The 17,420-nt window shown below is 33.8% G+C and carries 20 protein-coding genes, 2 other RNA genes and 3 pseudogenes; 12 read left to right on the top strand and 13 right to left on the bottom strand.

The window, feature by feature from the left end; translation table 11 throughout:
• Window positions 1-14: 14 nt before the first annotated feature.
• The 5 genes and pseudogenes from ABWU48_RS00230 (at window position 15) to truA (ending at window position 3,841) form a co-directional block, all read left to right on the top strand.
• On the top strand, window positions 15-185 hold the full coding sequence (locus tag ABWU48_RS00230) for a J domain-containing protein (protein WP_010082675.1): 171 nt from the start codon (window positions 15-17) through the stop codon (window positions 183-185).
• A 104-nt stretch (window positions 186-289) separates the two neighbouring features.
• Window positions 290-1,519 (top strand): cytochrome b, encoded by a 1,230-nt coding sequence (locus tag ABWU48_RS00225; protein ID WP_006280242.1) that lies wholly within the window; start codon window positions 290-292, stop codon window positions 1,517-1,519.
• Between the two features lie 347 nt (window positions 1,520-1,866).
• Window positions 1,867-2,625 (top strand): cytochrome c1, encoded by a 759-nt coding sequence (locus tag ABWU48_RS00220; RefSeq protein WP_010963022.1) that lies wholly within the window; start codon window positions 1,867-1,869, stop codon window positions 2,623-2,625.
• A 284-nt stretch (window positions 2,626-2,909) separates the two neighbouring features.
• A pseudogene (locus tag ABWU48_RS00215) lies at window positions 2,910-3,032 on the top strand (IS630 transposase-related protein); the annotation flags it as partial.
• A 71-nt stretch (window positions 3,033-3,103) separates the two neighbouring features.
• On the top strand, window positions 3,104-3,841 hold the full coding sequence (gene truA, locus ABWU48_RS00210; protein WP_010963021.1) for a tRNA pseudouridine(38-40) synthase TruA: 738 nt from the start codon (window positions 3,104-3,106) through the stop codon (window positions 3,839-3,841).
• Window positions 3,842-3,920: 79 nt separating this feature from the next.
• On the opposite strand, the gene dnaN is transcribed toward truA, so the two are convergent.
• The 4 genes from dnaN to ABWU48_RS00190 form a co-directional block, all read right to left on the bottom strand.
• Complete coding sequence (gene dnaN / locus ABWU48_RS00205) at window positions 3,921-5,078, bottom strand: DNA polymerase III subunit beta (protein WP_353288373.1); 1,158 nt, start codon at window positions 5,076-5,078, stop codon at window positions 3,921-3,923.
• 123 nt (window positions 5,079-5,201) lie between these two features.
• Window positions 5,202-5,699: an invasion associated locus B family protein gene (locus ABWU48_RS00200; RefSeq protein WP_006279310.1), complete on the bottom strand. Its 498-nt coding sequence runs from the start codon at window positions 5,697-5,699 to the stop codon at window positions 5,202-5,204.
• Window positions 5,692-6,585: an RNA polymerase factor sigma-32 gene (locus ABWU48_RS00195; protein WP_010963019.1), complete on the bottom strand. Its 894-nt coding sequence runs from the start codon at window positions 6,583-6,585 to the stop codon at window positions 5,692-5,694. The genes ABWU48_RS00200 and ABWU48_RS00195 overlap by 8 nt, the downstream gene beginning before the upstream one ends.
• A 318-nt stretch (window positions 6,586-6,903) precedes the next feature.
• On the bottom strand, window positions 6,904-7,617 hold the full coding sequence (locus ABWU48_RS00190; RefSeq protein WP_138264894.1) for a P44/Msp2 family outer membrane protein: 714 nt from the start codon (window positions 7,615-7,617) through the stop codon (window positions 6,904-6,906).
• A 234-nt stretch (window positions 7,618-7,851) separates the two neighbouring features.
• On the opposite strand from ABWU48_RS00190, the gene ABWU48_RS00185 reads away from it, so the two are divergent.
• Window positions 7,852-7,974 carry a hypothetical protein gene (locus ABWU48_RS00185; RefSeq protein WP_261728921.1) on the top strand — a complete coding sequence of 41 codons (123 nt, stop codon included), beginning with the start codon at window positions 7,852-7,854 and terminating at the stop codon, window positions 7,972-7,974.
• 240 nt (window positions 7,975-8,214) lie between these two features.
• Here ABWU48_RS00185 and ABWU48_RS00180 read toward each other — a convergent pair whose 3' ends face one another.
• The 3 genes from ABWU48_RS00180 to ffs all read right to left on the bottom strand — a co-directional run bounded on the left by ABWU48_RS00180 (window position 8,215) and on the right by ffs (window position 10,263).
• Window positions 8,215-8,547 (bottom strand): YbaB/EbfC family nucleoid-associated protein, encoded by a 333-nt coding sequence (locus tag ABWU48_RS00180; RefSeq protein ID WP_010963017.1) that lies wholly within the window; start codon window positions 8,545-8,547, stop codon window positions 8,215-8,217.
• Window positions 8,548-8,550: 3 nt separating this feature from the next.
• Complete coding sequence (gene dnaX, locus ABWU48_RS00175) at window positions 8,551-10,152, bottom strand: DNA polymerase III subunit gamma/tau (RefSeq protein ID WP_353288372.1); 1,602 nt, start codon at window positions 10,150-10,152, stop codon at window positions 8,551-8,553.
• A gap of 21 nt (window positions 10,153-10,173) precedes the next feature.
• An RNA gene (gene ffs / locus ABWU48_RS00170) (signal recognition particle sRNA small type) lies at window positions 10,174-10,263 on the bottom strand.
• A gap of 236 nt (window positions 10,264-10,499) precedes the next feature.
• Here ffs and ABWU48_RS06260 point away from each other — a divergent pair.
• Window positions 10,500-10,616, top strand: a pseudogene (locus ABWU48_RS06260) (WPE palindromic element domain-containing protein); the annotation flags it as partial.
• A gap of 107 nt (window positions 10,617-10,723) precedes the next feature.
• Window positions 10,724-11,377 (top strand): glutathione S-transferase family protein, encoded by a 654-nt coding sequence (locus ABWU48_RS00160; RefSeq protein WP_010081992.1) that lies wholly within the window; start codon window positions 10,724-10,726, stop codon window positions 11,375-11,377.
• Between the two features lies 1 nt (window position 11,378).
• On the opposite strand, the gene ABWU48_RS00155 is transcribed toward ABWU48_RS00160, so the two are convergent.
• Window positions 11,379-12,026 carry an O-methyltransferase gene (locus ABWU48_RS00155; RefSeq protein ID WP_010081993.1) on the bottom strand — a complete coding sequence of 216 codons (648 nt, stop codon included), beginning with the start codon at window positions 12,024-12,026 and terminating at the stop codon, window positions 11,379-11,381.
• A gap of 250 nt (window positions 12,027-12,276) precedes the next feature.
• Here ABWU48_RS00155 and ABWU48_RS00150 point away from each other — a divergent pair, with 250 nt between their 5' ends.
• Window positions 12,277-12,555 carry a DUF2671 domain-containing protein gene (locus ABWU48_RS00150; RefSeq protein WP_006279425.1) on the top strand — a complete coding sequence of 93 codons (279 nt, stop codon included), beginning with the start codon at window positions 12,277-12,279 and terminating at the stop codon, window positions 12,553-12,555.
• A 29-nt stretch (window positions 12,556-12,584) separates the two neighbouring features.
• Here the strand turns inward: ABWU48_RS00150 and ABWU48_RS00145 are convergent, their stop codons facing one another.
• The 3 genes from ABWU48_RS00145 to ssrS all read right to left on the bottom strand — a co-directional run bounded on the left by ABWU48_RS00145 (window position 12,585) and on the right by ssrS (window position 13,985).
• Window positions 12,585-13,289 carry a DsbA family protein gene (locus ABWU48_RS00145; RefSeq protein ID WP_038199341.1) on the bottom strand — a complete coding sequence of 235 codons (705 nt, stop codon included), beginning with the start codon at window positions 13,287-13,289 and terminating at the stop codon, window positions 12,585-12,587.
• Window positions 13,290-13,343: 54 nt separating this feature from the next.
• Window positions 13,344-13,805 (bottom strand): type II toxin-antitoxin system RatA family toxin, encoded by a 462-nt coding sequence (locus ABWU48_RS00140; RefSeq protein ID WP_010963012.1) that lies wholly within the window; start codon window positions 13,803-13,805, stop codon window positions 13,344-13,346.
• A gap of 19 nt (window positions 13,806-13,824) precedes the next feature.
• Window positions 13,825-13,985: non-coding RNA, 6S RNA (ssrS, locus tag ABWU48_RS00135), on the bottom strand.
• Window positions 13,986-14,101: 116 nt separating this feature from the next.
• Between ssrS and ABWU48_RS00130 the strand changes: the two genes are divergently transcribed.
• Window positions 14,102-14,692, top strand: a complete 591-nt coding sequence (locus ABWU48_RS00130) for a phospholipid-binding protein MlaC (RefSeq protein ID WP_010963011.1) — start codon at window positions 14,102-14,104, stop codon at window positions 14,690-14,692.
• Complete coding sequence (locus tag ABWU48_RS00125) at window positions 14,689-15,978, top strand: bifunctional folylpolyglutamate synthase/dihydrofolate synthase (protein WP_022626401.1); 1,290 nt, start codon at window positions 14,689-14,691, stop codon at window positions 15,976-15,978. The genes ABWU48_RS00130 and ABWU48_RS00125 overlap by 4 nt, the downstream gene beginning before the upstream one ends.
• Here the strand turns inward: ABWU48_RS00125 and ABWU48_RS00120 are convergent.
• Window positions 15,946-16,368, bottom strand: coding sequence for a hypothetical protein (locus ABWU48_RS00120; protein ID WP_353288371.1), 423 nt, complete (start codon window positions 16,366-16,368; stop codon window positions 15,946-15,948). The two genes, ABWU48_RS00125 and ABWU48_RS00120, sit on opposite strands and share 33 nt — an antisense overlap.
• Before the next feature lie 49 nt (window positions 16,369-16,417).
• Here ABWU48_RS00120 and ABWU48_RS00115 point away from each other — a divergent pair, with 49 nt between their 5' ends.
• Window positions 16,418-16,567, top strand: coding sequence for a hypothetical protein (locus ABWU48_RS00115; RefSeq protein WP_353288370.1), 150 nt, complete (start codon window positions 16,418-16,420; stop codon window positions 16,565-16,567).
• 214 nt (window positions 16,568-16,781) lie between these two features.
• Here ABWU48_RS00115 and ABWU48_RS06255 read toward each other — a convergent pair.
• A pseudogene (locus ABWU48_RS06255) lies at window positions 16,782-16,907 on the bottom strand (DnaJ domain-containing protein); the annotation flags it as partial.
• Window positions 16,908-17,420: the final 513 nt, after the last annotated feature.

The raw sequence follows: 17,420 nt of genomic DNA, 5'->3' as shown, positions 1-17,420 counted from the left end.
CTGGTAGTAGTAACATGTTCAGAGATGGAGCATTTAAAGTGCTAGGAATAGATTCTGGAGCGAACCAAAATGAAATCAATAAAGCATATCAAAATTTAATGAAATTAGTTCACCCAGATAAAGGAGGCTCGGAATATTTTGCACAAAAATTAAACGCAGCACGTGACAGGTTGCTGAAGAGGTAATTAATATTGCTTTAAAGTTTTTATTTGTGCGTAAAGGATAAGTTGCTACAATAAAAAAATAAGATAAAAGTAGCAATGGACATGTGTTCAGAAAGGTTTAAGTTATGCAGGAAGATAACAAAAAAGAAACAATAAAAGAAGAAAAAGGCATATTAGGATGGATAGAATATAGATTGCCTATATTTTCTTTTCTAAGACACACTGCTTCTTACCAAGTGCCAAAAAACTTAAATTATGCTTGGAACTTTGGCTCTTTGGCTGGTATAGCGCTGATTTTACAAATAATAACAGGTATATTTCTTGCTATGCACTACACTCCGCATGTTGATTATGCGTTTAATAGTGTAGAGCGCATAATGCGAGATGTGAATTACGGGTGGTTAATACGCTACACTCACGCTGTTGGAGCATCGCTCTTCTTTATGGTAGTCTATGTTCATATAATGCGTGGATTATATTACGGATCTTATAAAAGACCGAGAGAGATGGTGTGGTTTATTGGAATATTTATATTTTTTGCAATGATGGCAACTGCCTTTATGGGATATGTATTGCCTTGGGGACAAATGAGTTTCTGGGGTGCAACAGTTATAACCAACTTATTTTCTGCTATACCTTTAATTGGCAATAAAATAGTTATATGGTTATGGGGTGGTTTTTCAGTGGATAACCCAACACTTAACCGTTTTTTCGCTCTGCATTATCTTCTGCCTTTTGTTATTATTGCTTTAGCTATGCTTCATGTGATAGCTCTGCATAGGTTTGGCTCTGGTAACCCAAGTGGAGTGGAGGTAAAATCAGATAAGGATACCATCCCTCTCTATCCTTATTATATAGTCAAGGATTGCATAACTTTTGGTCTGTTTTTTGTAGTTTTGTTCGCATTTGTTTTCTATGCTCCCAATTATCTTGGGCATCCAGACAATTATATAGAAGCTGATTCTATGGTCACTCCGGTACATATAGTGCCAGAGTGGTATTTTTTACCTTTTTATGCAATGCTACGTTCAATTCCAGATAAACTTACTGGTGTGCTTACCATGTTTGCGTCTATTTTAGTGTGGTTTTTGTTACCTTGGCTTGATAAATCAAAAGTTAAAAGTGGTGCTTATCGCCCGGTGTTTAAGAAATTTTTTTGGGTTTTTGCAATAAATTTTGTACTTCTTGCCTGGCTTGGAGGACAAGAGGTAAAAGAGCCTTACATCACTATGAGTAGGCTATCTACTCTTTATTACTTTGCATACTTTGTGATAGTTTTACCACTGCTTAGTAAGTATGAAAAGCCAAAAGAACCACCAAAAACCTTAAGTGATTCTGTGCCGGAGATGAGGTGATGTCAATTCAAAGCAGATCTCTTACAAAATTCTCTGTCATCCCAGAGCCCTCTTTTGTCATCCCAGTGCTTGACACTGGGATCCAGAAAAAAAATAAATGGATTCCAGCATCATGTACACAATTGTATGAACGTTGTATACAACACACAGTGTCATTCCACTATCTTCCGTTGTCATCCCAGTGCTTGACACTGGGATCCAGGTATAAAAATACTTACAAATCATGCAATGGACAACAGATTCTAGGAGTGCATGATAACCATAATGTCAGTGATGAAATAAGCTGGATTCCAGTGTCAGCTACTTGCATGACATCAATTCGAAATTTACTAAAACAGTGGTTATGCATGGGATCTAATGTATTTGCAATCTTCTGCATGTTATTTCTATCTAGTCTTATATCTGCAGAAGAATTTAAATCATCACCAAATAAGAAAATAGACTGGAAATTTGATGGAATTGTCGGATCTTTCGATAGAGAGTCAATTCAGCGTGGCTATAAAGTGTATAAAGAAGTCTGTGCTGCTTGTCATTCAATGAATAGGGTAGCATTTCGTAATTTGCAAGATGTCGGTTTTTCTGAAGAAGATGTAAAACAAATAGCAGCTTCTTATCAAGTTAAAGATGGTCCGAATGATTTGGGTGAAATGTTTGACAGACCTGGAGTACCTTCGGATTATTTTATTGCGCCTTTTGATACAAAAGAAGCAGCTGCAGCAAGCAACAATGGTGCAGTCCCACCAGACTTATCATTAATTATTAAAGCAAGGCATGATGGTGCAAATTATGTCTATTCATTGTTAACAGGCTATCAAAACGGCGAACACGATGAAAATGATTTATATTTTAATTCGTATTTTCCAACAGGCAGATTAGCTATGGCGCCACCACTTTCTGAAGGAATGGTGGAATATGATGGTGCAAGGCAAGCCACAGTTGAAAATATGGCGTATGATGTGATAAATTTTTTACAATGGGCAGCAGAGCCAGAATTAGAGCGCCGGCATAAACTTGGATTAAAAGTAGTGGCGTATTTTATAATTTTAACAGTGTTTTTTGTATTAACTAACAACAAAGTTTGGAGCAAGCTCTATAAAAAGAAGTGATAGTCAATTTTGCCTCAAGCACAATGGTTGTCATCCAAGTAGCTAACACTGGTTCCTTTATGACGGTGTCATCCGAGTAGCTGACACTGGGATGGCTTTGTCGCATCGTACCTTATACGGTAATAATTTACGATAAATTCATGTAGCCATTTCGAATTTAGCCATACCAATGTCAGTAAATTTATTAAGCAAACAGCACTTAATGAGCAGTTCTTTTTCACGATTTATAGCTCTTTTCATAGAAGTCCGGATGTGATAAGGATAGATAATGATAAGGAGGTTGAATGCCAGCAGCATATAGTTATGATTTAAGAAAAAAAGCAATGGAGGCGCTAGACGAAGGAGAAAGCAGAGAAGCAGTGGCAGCAAGATTTAAGATTGGACGAACTACTTTATGGGAGTGGCAGCACTGTAGGCTTGACCATAAATTATGTTAAGATAGAAAATGACTATTTTAGATAGAGCTTGATGTAATGCAGTGCGATACAAAATAACGGTAGAATATAATGGTAGTAATTTCTCTGGTTGGCAAAAACAGCAACACTCTGCTAACTCAATCCAGGAGAAGATAGAAAATGCTATATTTAATTTTAGTGGTGAGAAAGTTACTTTGTACTGTGGTGGCAGGACTGATGCAGGAGTTCATGCTTTAGGACAAGTTGCTCATTTTGATATGGAAAAGGAATTTGAGCTTTATAGAATAAGGAATGCAATAAACTATCATTTAAAATCAATTCCTATAGTCGTGCTTAATGCAGAAGTTGTAGATGATGCGTTTCACGCACGGTTTTCAGCAAAAAAAAGATATTACGAATATAGAATAGTTAATCGCTATGCTCCTGCCGCTCTGGAGACGGGTTATGTATGGCAAGTGTTTAGCCCACTTGATGTAAATATTATGCGTGAAGCTGCTAAACATCTACTTGGAAAACATGACCTTTCAAGTTTCCGTTCAAAAGATTGTCAAGCCGCAAATCCGATAAGAACAATTGATGATATCGATATAATACAAAATGGGAATCATATACACATCAAAATATCTGCTATTTCCTTTTTACATAACCAAGTGAGGATTATTGTGGGTACTTTAGTTGAATTTGGAAAAAATAGAACCAATCCGCAAGAAATGCTAAATATATTAAACCAATGCAAAAGAAGTGCCGCTGGAGTTACTGCACCACCTTTTGGCTTATATTTGGTAAAGATAGATTACTAATTTAATAAAAGCTAGTGAAATAAGTGCCATACCGCCACGGTATCTCCAGATTCCGCTAACAAGCAGCGAGATGACGAGTTTAAGTTCTCATTGGCATTACTACATATAATGCACTTGAATCGTCTTCATCAGTGATAATTGTAGCACTATTACCATCGGCTAAGCTAAACTTACATTTATTTTTTATGCAGGATAGAACATCAAGTAAATAACGCGAGTTGAACCCTATTTCTATATGGGCTTCATTGTAGTCCACTTCTATGGATTCAGTTGCATCACTGCACTCTTGGGAGTTTGAATGCAGAGTTAGCAGCTTTTCTTGTAGTGAGAATTTAATAGATTTTACTTTATCAGATACAACAACGGAAACTCGATCTATAACGTCTGAAAGTTTTTTACTTTCAATAATCATATGCTTATCTTGAGATGCTGGAATAACTGCTTTATAATTTGGAAAAGTTCCATCTATTAATTTTGATATTAGAATATATTCACCGCATGTAAACTTGATTTTTCTGTCTGAGAGTTTTACTTTAATTTCATTACAATCGTCCAATATTTTTAACAGCTCCATAACAGTTTTACGTGGAATGATCACACCAAATTCGCCATTGATGTTCCCAGGCTTTGGCCTCTTTATACATGATAAACGATGGCCATCAGTTGCAACGCAGTACAGAAATTGCTCATCTGTATGTAGATATATTCCATTTAAATTATACCTTGTATCATCTAGTGATACAGCAAATTTTGTTTTAGTTAATAAGTCTATCAGGTCTGTATTTAGTAGAGTAAAATCATGTTTATAATTGTCTTCTTCAAGAGCAGGAAAGCTGCTTGAAACTACATTCGGTAAAGAAAAGTTTGCATTTCCGCAAGACATCAATAATTTTCCTTGGTTGTTTACTTCAAAATTGACATCCAAATCAGCGGGTAACTTCTTCACTATGTCATGTAAAGTATGCGCTGAAATTTTTACTTCTCCTTCTGTTAATACGGTTGCAGCAAGTGAGGCAAACATTAAAATGTCAAGATCAGTTGCCATTAATTTTATGCTGCCGTGTTGTGCTTTGATATTTATACACGCCAAAACATCTATTGCATTACGCCTTTCAACCACTCCACTTACTCTGGATAATGTATTTAAAAGACTTGTGCGGCTCACGCTAAAACGCATCTGCTCGCACACAGAATTTTGCTTTTTGATTTCTGTATCTACACCTGCAACCTCTGACATTGCTAACTCTCAAAAATATATTTTAAATGATATCCACATCCCATATAAAGTAAAGTGCTATTTATATTTCCATTGAAAGAGTAGTCTAGTTTATACTATAGCTGGGTATTCTGTTACAATAATTTACTTTGTATGGCATAAATCATGCATTTTTTGATACGCTTTTTGAAAACCAAGTAGGGAATAAGTATCATCAATGGTCACTGTTTTTGTTTTTCCATTAACTACCATTGATAATCCCTGCTTCATTTTTAGAATGAGATCTTGATCTATTTTTGTATGCTCTGCCCACGCAAAACTTCCCTGTATTATGGGCAGTGTATATTTAATTTTTTTGTCGATATTGAGAGCTACAGGCTCCTTATCATACTGAAAACCAGAGGTAACGCTTACCTCATCTGCTTTTTTATCAACATAACTAACCATTACATACGGCTTGCGATTGGTTGTATAATATTCGCTTTTTTTTTTAGGATAGGATACAATATAACATACTTTCTCTCCATCTTCCAATGCAGTATACACGAGCCAATCTTTATATTTTTCCTTCAATTGTACATCACTAACCGATGCAAAAGCGCCTATCGAAAAAAATATTAGAAATATAAAAAAACTACGCATGCAAACCAAATTTCAAACTTTCAGATTGTATATATTGTTTTACCTTAGCCATCGCCTGCTCAGCCAACTGCCTTATTCTTTCTCTTGAAACACAATATTTTTTACTAAGTTCATCCAGAGTTTGAATGTTTTCAGACAAATATCTACTGATAAAAATGTCTCTTGCCCTTTCGTTGAGACTCGCTAGTGCATTGTTTAAAATTGTTTCTTTTAATTCTTTTTCTTCATGATTCTGATAGGTTACTTCTTGACTGACCAAGTTACATGGGATCATATCTTGCAACTCCCTTTTAGAGTCATCACCTATTTTTATGCAATCGTTTAGCGACTGATCCTTACAAGCCATACGGTAATTCATCTGCAGAACGTCTCCTTCGGATACAGAAAGCTCATTAGATATTGCTTTTATTTCTTCATTATTTAAAGTTTCCCTGTTTGTATACTGTAAAATTCTTTTTTTTATTTTACGTAAACTAAAAAACAATCTTCTTTGTGCTTGCGTTGTACCTATTTTCACAAACGACCAAGATTTCAATATAAAGTCTTTTATTGAAGCTTCAATCCACCACACTGCATAAGTTGAAAAACGAAACCCTAAATCAGGATTAAACTTTTTCACTGCGTGCATTAAACCCATATTTCCTTCCATAACCAGGTCCATCAACAATAGCCCATAATTTTTGAATTTCATTGCAATTTTCACTACCAAATTCAAATGGCTGGTAATCAATTTATGAGCAGAAGAAACATCTTTATATTGGTTCCAATTTTTTGCTAATCGTACCTCTTCCTCTTGAGACAGCATAGGAAATTTTTGCACCCTAGCAATATATTGCATGAGATTGGTTCTGCTATCGACACATAAGTTTGCCATTGAGGTCAACATAACAACTTAAATCAAAACTTCATGCATATAATATATTGATTTTCGAGCAAAAATTCAAGCTTTGATTTGAAAAAAGTACAAATTTTCCATCTAATTTCTTGGAGACAGTAGGCCGCAGTGTTAGCTAATTGGATAACATTATGTAACCTTAGATGATATTCTACCAGTACAATGGTAAACGTCATAGCTTAAACACATAGCAAATAGTGTTATTCCAGTGCCTTGACACTGGAATCCACATTTCTTTTTTCTAGATCCCAGTGTCATGCCACTTAGATGGCAAGAAAAAACTCACTGGGATAACAAGACTGAGATAGACTAGAAATTAAACGCTACTCCAGCTTCTGCACCAACAGTGCTGTAAAGAACTTTGTATGCGCCTGCATCAGTAACCTGTCTGGTTGAATCTTTAGGATCTGTTTTTTTTCCATCAAAATTAGCACCATAAGAACCGAAATAACGAGCTCCAGCATAAAGTTTGACTTCTGGAGTTACATCATAACTAACACCAGCTTTTACTTGACCAGCAAAACCAAATTTACTTTTTTGATCATTCACAGCGGGTTCCAAAGGAGTGCTAATATACGCTGCACCAACACCAACACCAATGTATGGAGTGATAGGCATATCTTCAATTGCTATATCGTAATACACGTTCACTAATCCTGAAATTGCTGTTACACTGTCTGCAATAGTATTTGCTGGGTCAAATGTTACATCTTTAACATCATTTTTGTTTAGGTATGAATAAACTCCTTCAACATCAACCCTGATGTCGTCCATTTTGTAACCAAATGCACCACCACCAGCTATAAAAGATGGTTTTAATGGACTGTAATCACTCTTGTCTTTCTTATAGGTAATACCATCAACTTTTGTGAAAAGAGGTAAAAATTCACCGTTGTATTGCAAACGAACGTAGTAGCTAGTTTCTTCATCACTTATTGGACCAACAGGATCTGAAAAAGCAGAGTTTGATAAACTTAGCAACGTTGCTAAAGCGGCTGCTGAAAAAAACTTTTTATAATGCATAATTGTCCTCGTAAAAAAATTAAAATTCCACTTTAGCAGTCTAAGTAACAACTAAAGTTAAGTCAAGTGCTAACTTAATAACACAAAATATTCTACATTTTAACTAATTTTTAGGAGAAGACAAAGATTTTATTAATGAATAAATACGACTTTTTTACTCTTGATTTTTTGGTATAGCTAACACAGGTAAGATTTACTATCGAAAGACCTCGTCATTCCGCTGCTTGTTAGCGGATGAGAAATCCACAACTGTACGAACATTGCAATTTGGGCCTACCAGGAGGGCAATGCCTCTTATCCAAGTACCATCTTCTTGTCATCCCAGTCTGGGATCCAGGAATTTTATTAAGTTGGTAAGCATAAAAGTAGCCGTTTTATGTTAAAACACAATGTTCTTGATGAGATTACGGCAAGGCTGGATTCCAGACTGGAATGACATCGTTTACTATGTGCCATATTGCAATGTTTGTACAGTTGTGGAATGAATCACGGTATGACGTAGGGCTATGCTAGTATAGGTACATTATATGAAGAAGTACTAGCGTTGGGAATATTAGAAAAAAAATACTTACACTAAAAGAAACTTCAGTAGTAAATTCAAAAAGGAAGTTTAAACCCAGATGGTAAACCCATCATACCTGCAAGATCAGAAGTTGCATTCGCCATATCTTCTTCTGCTTTTTTAACGGCATCATTAAACGCTGCTGTTACTAAATCCTCTACTATATCTTTTTCCTCATTTCTCATAAGTTCTAAGTCTATGTTCACCTTTTTAGCTTTATAGCTACCTATTTTTATGACTTCCACTAATACAGAAACTTTGCCACCACCAGAAATACCTTGAAACTCTTTTCCAACATATTTTTCTTGAGCTTCTGCAAGCTTTTTTTGCATCTCTTGCGCTTGTTTCATTATTTGACTAAAATCCACAACTTACTCCTTATTTTCTATATTAACTACTTTTGCACCTTTAAACGTGTCAAGGATATCCTTAACTGCAGGTGCATAATTTAAATTACTCACTTCCCTGTTTATATAACCTGTATCAACTGCAACAACCCACTCTTGCTGAGTCACCTGGTTTAAGTAATTTTTTAAATCATTGCAAAAATTACTATCCAACTTAGATACAGCTTTTAATTTTAAATATCCAGGTTTACAATCTATTAATTGTAGATTATTACACAGTTGTTTGTAAAGATAAATTTGGTTACTTCGCCTTAATAGTTGCAAAATCTTATCAAAATCGTAATTTTGTTGTTTATTTTCCACATGGATCCCAGTGTCACGCACTGGGATGACAGAGTGGGGTTGTTGTTTACTTTCCACATATTTTTTTGGATCCGAGTAGTCAGCTACTTGGATGACAGAGGGGGAAGGTGCAACAGGTCTGCCCTGTCTATTTCCTTGCTCTACATTCTGCGAAAGAACTTTTTTGATCACCTGTTCCGGAGAAGGCAGATCAGAAAGATAACAGAGGCTAATTAACATCATTTCAGCAGCAACATCGTTGCATGTTGAAGTTTTTATATCTTGAATACCTTTAAGCAACATCTTCCACAATCTCGAAAAAAATATTAAAGATCTCTTTATACTTAAATCTTTTATCCTATTCTTTTCATGCTCTGTAACTGCATTATCAATCTCTTTTGTAATCAAAAAACGGCATACTAACTGAATTGTTTCCAATAGACCTTCAAAAATACTAAGTGGGTTTGCTGTTTTTACCGCCTTGTCAAACACTGATAGAGCTTTCTGTAAATCACCTTCTAATATTGCCCCTAATAGATCGAATATAATATCTTTATCCACTAGGCCAAGTATGTCTGTCACATTTTTAGTGGATATTGCACCATCTTTGCTATATAGCACTGCTTGATTCATCAAAAACAAGGCGTTACGCATTGAATTTCCAGAGTGTCGTGCAATTAATTCTAATGCTCCCTTTTCAATGGAATAACTCTCTTTTTGTGCAACATCATTTAAACGTTCCACTATTTTAGCTACAGGAATGTTGTGTAAATCAAATCTTTGACAACGTGCAATAATAGTTATTGGTATCTTTTTTATTTCCGTAGTTGCTAAAATGAACTTTACACTAGATGGTGGCTCTTCTAGGGTTTTAAGTAATGCGTTAAATGCACTGCTAGATAGCATGTGTACTTCATCTATAATGTAGACTTTGAATTTAGAGCTTATAGGTGAATAGCAAATATCTCCCAGGATTACTTTAATATCGTCAATGCTAGTGTGACTTGCTGCATCGATTTCAATTACATCTGGATGGCTTGAATTTTTTATTGCTAGACAATTTTCACATGATCCGCAAGGTTCAAAAATTGGCCCCAGGGAACAATTCAAACATAAAGCTATTATCCTTGCAGTGGTGGTTTTACCAACTCCACTACTACCAGAGAGCAGTATAGATTGTGGGATTTTGTTTAAAATAAAAGCATTTTCTAATACACGCACTAATATATCTTGACCTACTAGATCTTTGAAGCTACTAGGACGATGTTTTAATGCTATATTCATAGCCTCGGATAAAACAAATAATGAAATAGGTATGCAACCCAAAAAGGTTCTGATATGGCTGCTTCATTTCTGATCTGACCAAATTACAGAGTTTTTGCCTGCATACCTTATAAAATATTATACTTTTTTTTTTATTTAGCAAGGTATATCCTATATTAGCTCTATAATTTGATATGTTAAATTTTTTACAGTGCTATTTTGAAGTAAACAAAAAGTTAGTTGTCATGCAAGTCACTACAAGATTGTCACTCCAATGTTTATTTATGTCATTTCAGCGCTTATTTATGTCATCCCAGTGCCTAGGCATACAGCTGTATGAATGTTGTGATATAAGAGCAATTTTTACCGAAAAGGATGTCATCCCAGTGCTTGACTACTTGGATCCAGAAAACTTAACTGTAAATGAGCGCACTAGGCAATTGTATAACAAGAACTGGATTCCAGTGTCAGCTACTTGCATGACACTACCTGCTACGCAAACTTCTGTGGACTACAAAGAAAGTTCGTACAGTTGTAGGTCAAGCCATAGAGTAACAAAAAAAGGATATTGGTATAACAAAAGAGGAACATTATGATTTTATATCATTTTCCTCTTTGTCCATTTTCACGAAAAGTTAGAGCTTTTCTAAAAGAAAAAAAATTAGGCTGTGATCTAGTGTATGAAAATCCGTGGGAAAAGCGGAATGAATTTATGGAGATCAATCCAACCGGGCAAGTACCAGTGTTAATAGATAATAACTTTGTAATAGCGGATAGTAATGCCATTTGTGAATATATAGAAGAGACTTACAATAGCGACGTCAAATTACTTGGTTCATCCACTATTATTAAGTCTAAAATACGCGCTCTAATCAATTGGTTCGATAACAAATTTTACAATGAAGTTACTAAGTATATTATGAATGAAAAAGTAATTACTAACCGCAGCCCTGACTCTAGATTTCTTCATGCAGCTCAGCATAACCTGCCTTGCCATATGGAATACACCGAACACTTAATTAACAAGAACGTTTGGCTTGCAACTGATAAGTTCACTTTAGCTGATATTACTTTAGCATCGCATATTTCCGTAATGGATTATGTAAGTAGTTTTCCATGGGAAAAAAGTAAAATTTTAAAAGAATGGTACTCCATTGTTAAATCAAAGCCTTGTTTTCGTGAGATATTATTAGAGAGGATTTCTGGTTTAATCCCTCCTAAACATTATGCTGACCTTGATTTTTAACTTATGTTAGCTTTAAAGCTACAGTCATTCCTTCATCAGTTGGAATCAATATAGAGAAATATTTTTTTTCATCTGATAATCTATTATTAAACTCCCTCATGGCATGCCATGATTTTTCTGATACTTCTTTTGGAGGCGATTCTAAAAATACTGTGTTAAACAGTAGAGTGTTATCTGCAACGATTAGCCCATCTTGTTTAATGTATGACTCTGCCCAATCTAAATACTTAGGATAACTACTTTTGTCAGCATCAATAAATATCATGTCAAATGGTGCTTTTGCTGATAATTCATTAATTTTTTCCAGTGCATCGCCTTCTATTAGAGTAATTTTATCACTTAGATTAAAAGCACTAAAATTTTTTTTTGCTATTCTTGAGTGTTGAGGATTATTTTCTATTGTATATATATGACCGTCTTTTAGTAGAGCTTTTGCCATGCAAATCGACGAGTAACCGTATAACGTGCCAATCTCAACAATACTTTTGATTTTTTGGATTTTTATAAATAAACTTAATAGCTTTCCTTCTTCAGGGCCAATTTGAATATGTTGCTTTTTTTCAAGAATACAATATTCTTCTATTTTTTTATATTCTTTTGCAAATAGATTTCTTATGTATGACAATTTTATACTAAAATTATTACGCATATATTATAAATTAGGGAGACTTAATTCATACACAATTTATAAATATAATAATATAGTTTAAAATAATAAAAACATTTATTTTAAGTTATTATTTCATAGTATAAAATTTTAAGTGACAAAAATTATTATATATCGTACTATAGTTAACTAGTATAATAAACAGTCGATTATTATGCTAGAATTAAAGGGATTGTTTATGCGCATTTCTCTTTTTAAAATATAATTTTTATAATCAATTAGAGGGGGTTATATGTCTTATACTATTGCTGGTGAAGTTGAAACGTTAAACAAAAAATCTAACAAGAATGAAGGGGTTATGTTACTACATAATCCAGCTTATCGTGAAAAGTATAAAGAACGTTTTGATGAAGCTCAGAGAAAAGTTATGGATATGGTTCAGTTTTATGATGGGACAATAGTATTAATAGAGAATAAAATCGCTATGTATTACTACACTTGGCACAGTAAAAAAAGAGAGTTTGAGCGTAAAAAACAACAAACAGTAGTGAAAAACAATGACTCAGCATAGAGTCTTTTATATGGTAAGCTACAGTGGTATTACTTCACTATAGCTTTTCCATATAATTTATCTATCACATTAGTGAAATATTTCAGCTCTTTATACCCTCCATGTTTAACTTTATTATGCTCTATATATGATTTATCATCGTTAAGCTTGATGAAAAATATTGGAGTGGCTGTGATACCAAGTTTATTAATTGCCAGTGATTTATCATTTACGATTTTATCCATTATTTTCTTATCATTAATGCATTGGTTAAATGCATCTTGCTTTAAGTTGCTTAGTGCAGCAATTCTTTGTAGTAAAGTCAAATCACTTAAATTGTAGTAATTCCACGAATCTATTGAGTTAAAAACAGCTTTGTTAAAATTAAAGTAGTCTTCTTGTTTTTCGTAGCAATGACTTAGCATTGCAGCCTTTAGCCCTCTGTAATCCAAAGGAAAATGACGAAATATATATAACATCTTACCTGTGTCTATATATTTCTCTTTAATTTTAGGAAAAACATTCCTATGAAAAAGAGAGCAGTGATAACAAGTTAATGAAGCATATTCTATCATTAGAATTGGTGCTTTTGGATCTCCTAATAATTTATCATTAGGTAATGGCGATAATAGCTCATTTGATGTTATTTCATTGGGTTTTTTTTGAATGTATTGGTTATCGGATAAATCTTGCTTAACAACTGCATAAGAATTAACACTTATGAAAATTAATAAAAACAATAGTCTAAAAATCATTACAATATAAACACTTAACTTACTAAAAAAAATTATACATTTATATTAATAATGTCAAGATAACTTTTGTTTAGCAAGGCTTTCAGCCCTATCTTTAAATGCAGCAATTATTTTACTTTGTGTATACTTATATACTGAGTTTAATAAAGTGGAAAATGAGTTGGACTTAAACTTAAACTCTATATAAAACTTTACCATAGTTTTATTTTCATCTATGGGAATGAATTGCCATTCATTGTATAGATGTTTAAATATTCCATTTGATGATACAGCTTTTATCCAACCTTCATTTGTTCCACTTGGAGAAAGAGAAGTAACTTCTGATGTATATCTACCTTTAATTCCATGAAAAGCTGCGAGGAGATCCACAACCATTTGGTTGTTAATTTTTTCTTTTATATAAACGGCTTTGCACCAAGGAACAAAATCAGGATACCTTTCAACATCAATTACAATTTGGAATACTTCATTAGGCAAACATAGGAAAACACCCTGTTCTTTGTATTGATGAAGCATAAATGTTAAACCAATCAAAATAGGATCCGTATCTACCGTCAGCCTTAGTAGATTCCTGAGACTAAAGTTAAGGTGGGCATCGCGTATCAATTTCAACGAAATTAACAGAGGCAATTCCCTTGACTAGAAATTATCGCTCGGGAAATTTAACTTAACTCATAACGCATAGAACAGACCCTTAATTAATTGTAGATGATTTATACAAGGTGTGTCTATAGATATATTAAAGCTAGCGATTATTATTTAATCTTTATTAAACTTTGCATTCTAAGTATCATAGCTAATAAATATATCTTATGAACATTACTAAAGTTTTAACTATCATTGTTTTTATTGTAATTTCTTCAAGTGCTTACACTAATTGTACAGATCACAAAATTTTTGTGCATACTATGAAGCAACAAGTGGATGGTATATCTACAAAGGAGAATAAAAAAAACCGGGAATGTGTGCAAAAAAAGCTTCAGGAGGTCATTCAAAACAATGTTAACCTCAAAGGAATATCGCAATTCGTCATAGGAAAACATTGGGCTTTAGTTAAACAAAAAGAAAAAGAAGATTTTTTAAGAGAGTATGAAGTGTATCTTACGCGTTTGTGCGTTAAAATTTTATATAAATACATGCATGATAGTGAAATGATCATAATGAGTACAAAAGCAGTTGACGATGAAACTTGCTTAATTGGTACAAGATTTTCTTACGGTGATGAAGAATTTACAAATATTGATTTTAAAGTTACTAAAAATAACAGTTCTTTCTTGATAAGTGATGTTGTAATGAGTGGAATAAGTATTGCTATTAATCAACGTTATCAATTTAGTGAAAAAATCGACACGCATGGCATAGCAAGCGTTATAGCTGAATTAAAATGCAATAACAATCCATGATATATATGCCTCATTGGCCTAAGCCACTTGGTAGCAGGCCGAATGATTTTTCTCTTGATCGCATAAAAGGCTTTCTTAGCAAACTAGATAACCCCGAGAAAAAAGTGCCTCCCGTAATTCATATAGCTGGAACTAATGGGAAAGGCTCAACACTAGCATTTATAAGATATATAATGCAAGCAGCAGGGTATAAGGTACACGCATACACTTCTCCACATTTAGTGAGTTTTAATGAGAGGATAGTGATAGCCGGCAGCTATATCGACGATAATGAATTATATAGCTTATTAGAAGAATGTCGTGCAGTAATTGCAGAACAACCTATCACTCTGTTTGAAGCTGCAACTATTGCAGCTTTTTTAGCTTTTTCTCGTCATAAAGCCGATATAACTTTAGTTGAAGTGGGTATGGGTGGAAGGCTTGATGCAACAAATGTTATAGATAATCCGATTTTAACAATAATTACTTCCATTGCACTTGATCATACGGAATATCTTGGCCCTACTGTAGAAATTATAGCAGGTGAAAAGGCTGGAATAATGAAACCTAATGTTCCTTGCGTAATAGCACCGCAAGAAAAATCTATAGTGAACACGCTAGAACACCACGCAATAAATAAGAAATCTCCCTTGTATAGAGGAGGTCTTGAATGGAATTGCAAAAAAAAGAACAACAAAATGGTTTTTCAATCAGCTATTCAATCAATAGAATTTCCTTTGCCATCTTTAAAGGGTGATCATCAGGTGATTAATGCAGGCAATGCTATTGCAGCATGTAGTATTTTAAGTGGAAAGTATGAATTTGATATTGGAGAAGAGGATATCACTTCAGGTTTACAGTGCACTTATTGGCCTGCACGGCTAGAGTCTATAAAAGAAGGTAATTTAATTTTCCTACTACCGAAAGATTGGCAATTATTTTTAGATGGTGCACACAATAATGATGGTGCTAGAGTACTATCTCAGTGGGTAAAAGATAATTTTGCTGAAGGTATTTATATGGTTTTTGGTGTTACTAGTAACAGAAATGTGGAAGAGTTCTTAGAGCACTTAAAGCCATATATCAAGCTACTATGTGCGGTTTGTGTTAAGTCTGAACCTAAAGCAACAAATACAAATTTGATTAGGGAAAAAGCCAATAACATAGGAATAAAAGCAGTTGAATGTGAATCAATTGGCGATGCAATATCAAATCACATATTAAAAGCCTCTACCCAAAACGTCAAAACCATACTAATCTGTGGCTCATTGTTCCTAGCTAGAGACTTCGCTATGGAGAATAGCTAACTTTGATGATATTAACTGACCGATGGGGAAATAACTTTGATTGCTCATAGTACTGCTTGGCTTTTCGTTATCGACTTCTATAAACTGATCATCACCTTTAAATTGCTCCTCAATTGAATTTATAGCTGTCTTTTTGAGAATATAATTACTTGCAGCATTTAAAATAGGTGAAGTAACAATTAAAAGCGTGAATGGTAATGAAAGTAATAAGCCGGATAACATCATAGAGTTAGTTATACCAAAGCCGTTGGCAACTAAATCTAATCCCATACCGAAAAACATTAAAGATGTACAGATTGTGTTGCTCAAAATAACTGAATTTTTTAGCCACTTTAATTTAGTCCTATCACTCTTTGAAAAATTTTCGCATTCTTGGTCAAAGTTAAACAATAATAAAATATTAGTCTGATGATTAAACTCTTTCCCATTTCTAGTATAAATGCTCTTAACAGCTAGATTTAAAATAGATCCTGCTAACAAGGGAGCAAGAAAACCTACTGCTATTGGTACATTAGAAGAAATACCATTAATTATTAAAAATGCAATTGATGTGAAGGATACTAAAAGAACTCCTAAGAGATTTGAATAAGAAGAATATTTTACATAAGCAGTACATTATTGTTAATTGACTGCTGCTTATTATAGAGTTTATTTCTGCACTTATCATCTAAGTATTTTTGCAATTCTTCATAACTGCGACTCCACAACTTACCGCGTAATTTTTTTATTAAATTATTTCTTTTATTGAGACCTTTCTCCAATGGCTCTATTATAAATTCTTCAAAAAATGGCTTATTTAATGCAATAACCTTAAATTTCTCCTCCGCTTCTTTATCGTTTGGGTTTTTATCTGAGTGATATTTTAACGATAATTTACGGTATTGTTGACTAAGCTTTTTCTTAATATTCTTAATGTCAGAATTTACCACATCCTCCTTTTGAATATTAAATGTTAAAAACAACTGCTTTAAAGCGTGGTACTCATTTTCATTCAAAACATTTCTAGCCACATTATACCTACAAATTAACTAACTATTAATGTTCTATAATATACATATTTCCAAACTATGTCAATTATTTCATAAATATCTTTGGTAAAAATTATTTCTGTTATGACTAGCATGATAAGTGTATGAAGCGACTAAAATTGTCATTACAGCGCTTAGTGTACGACAGTGCTCCAACATTTAGGGTTGCAGTTTTCATGGCAGATCTGAGTAGCTGACCCATCTAAGAGGTGTCATTCAAGTAGCTGACACTGGAATGGCTTTGTTGCATCGCACCTTATACGGTAGTAATTTACAATAAATTCATGTAGCCATTTCGAATTTAGTCATTTCAGTGTTGGCTACTTGGATGACACCACCTGCTATGCTGCAAATTGCAACGTTCGTACACTAAAGTATAGTGTGTTACTAACGAAGGCAAACAAATATCTGCTT

The sequence above is a fragment of the Wolbachia endosymbiont (group A) of Tromatobia lineatoria genome (assembly GCF_964028565.1).
Lineage (GTDB): Bacteria > Pseudomonadota > Alphaproteobacteria > Rickettsiales > Anaplasmataceae > Wolbachia > Wolbachia pipientis.
This window is presented reverse-complemented; position numbering and strand designations above follow the sequence as displayed.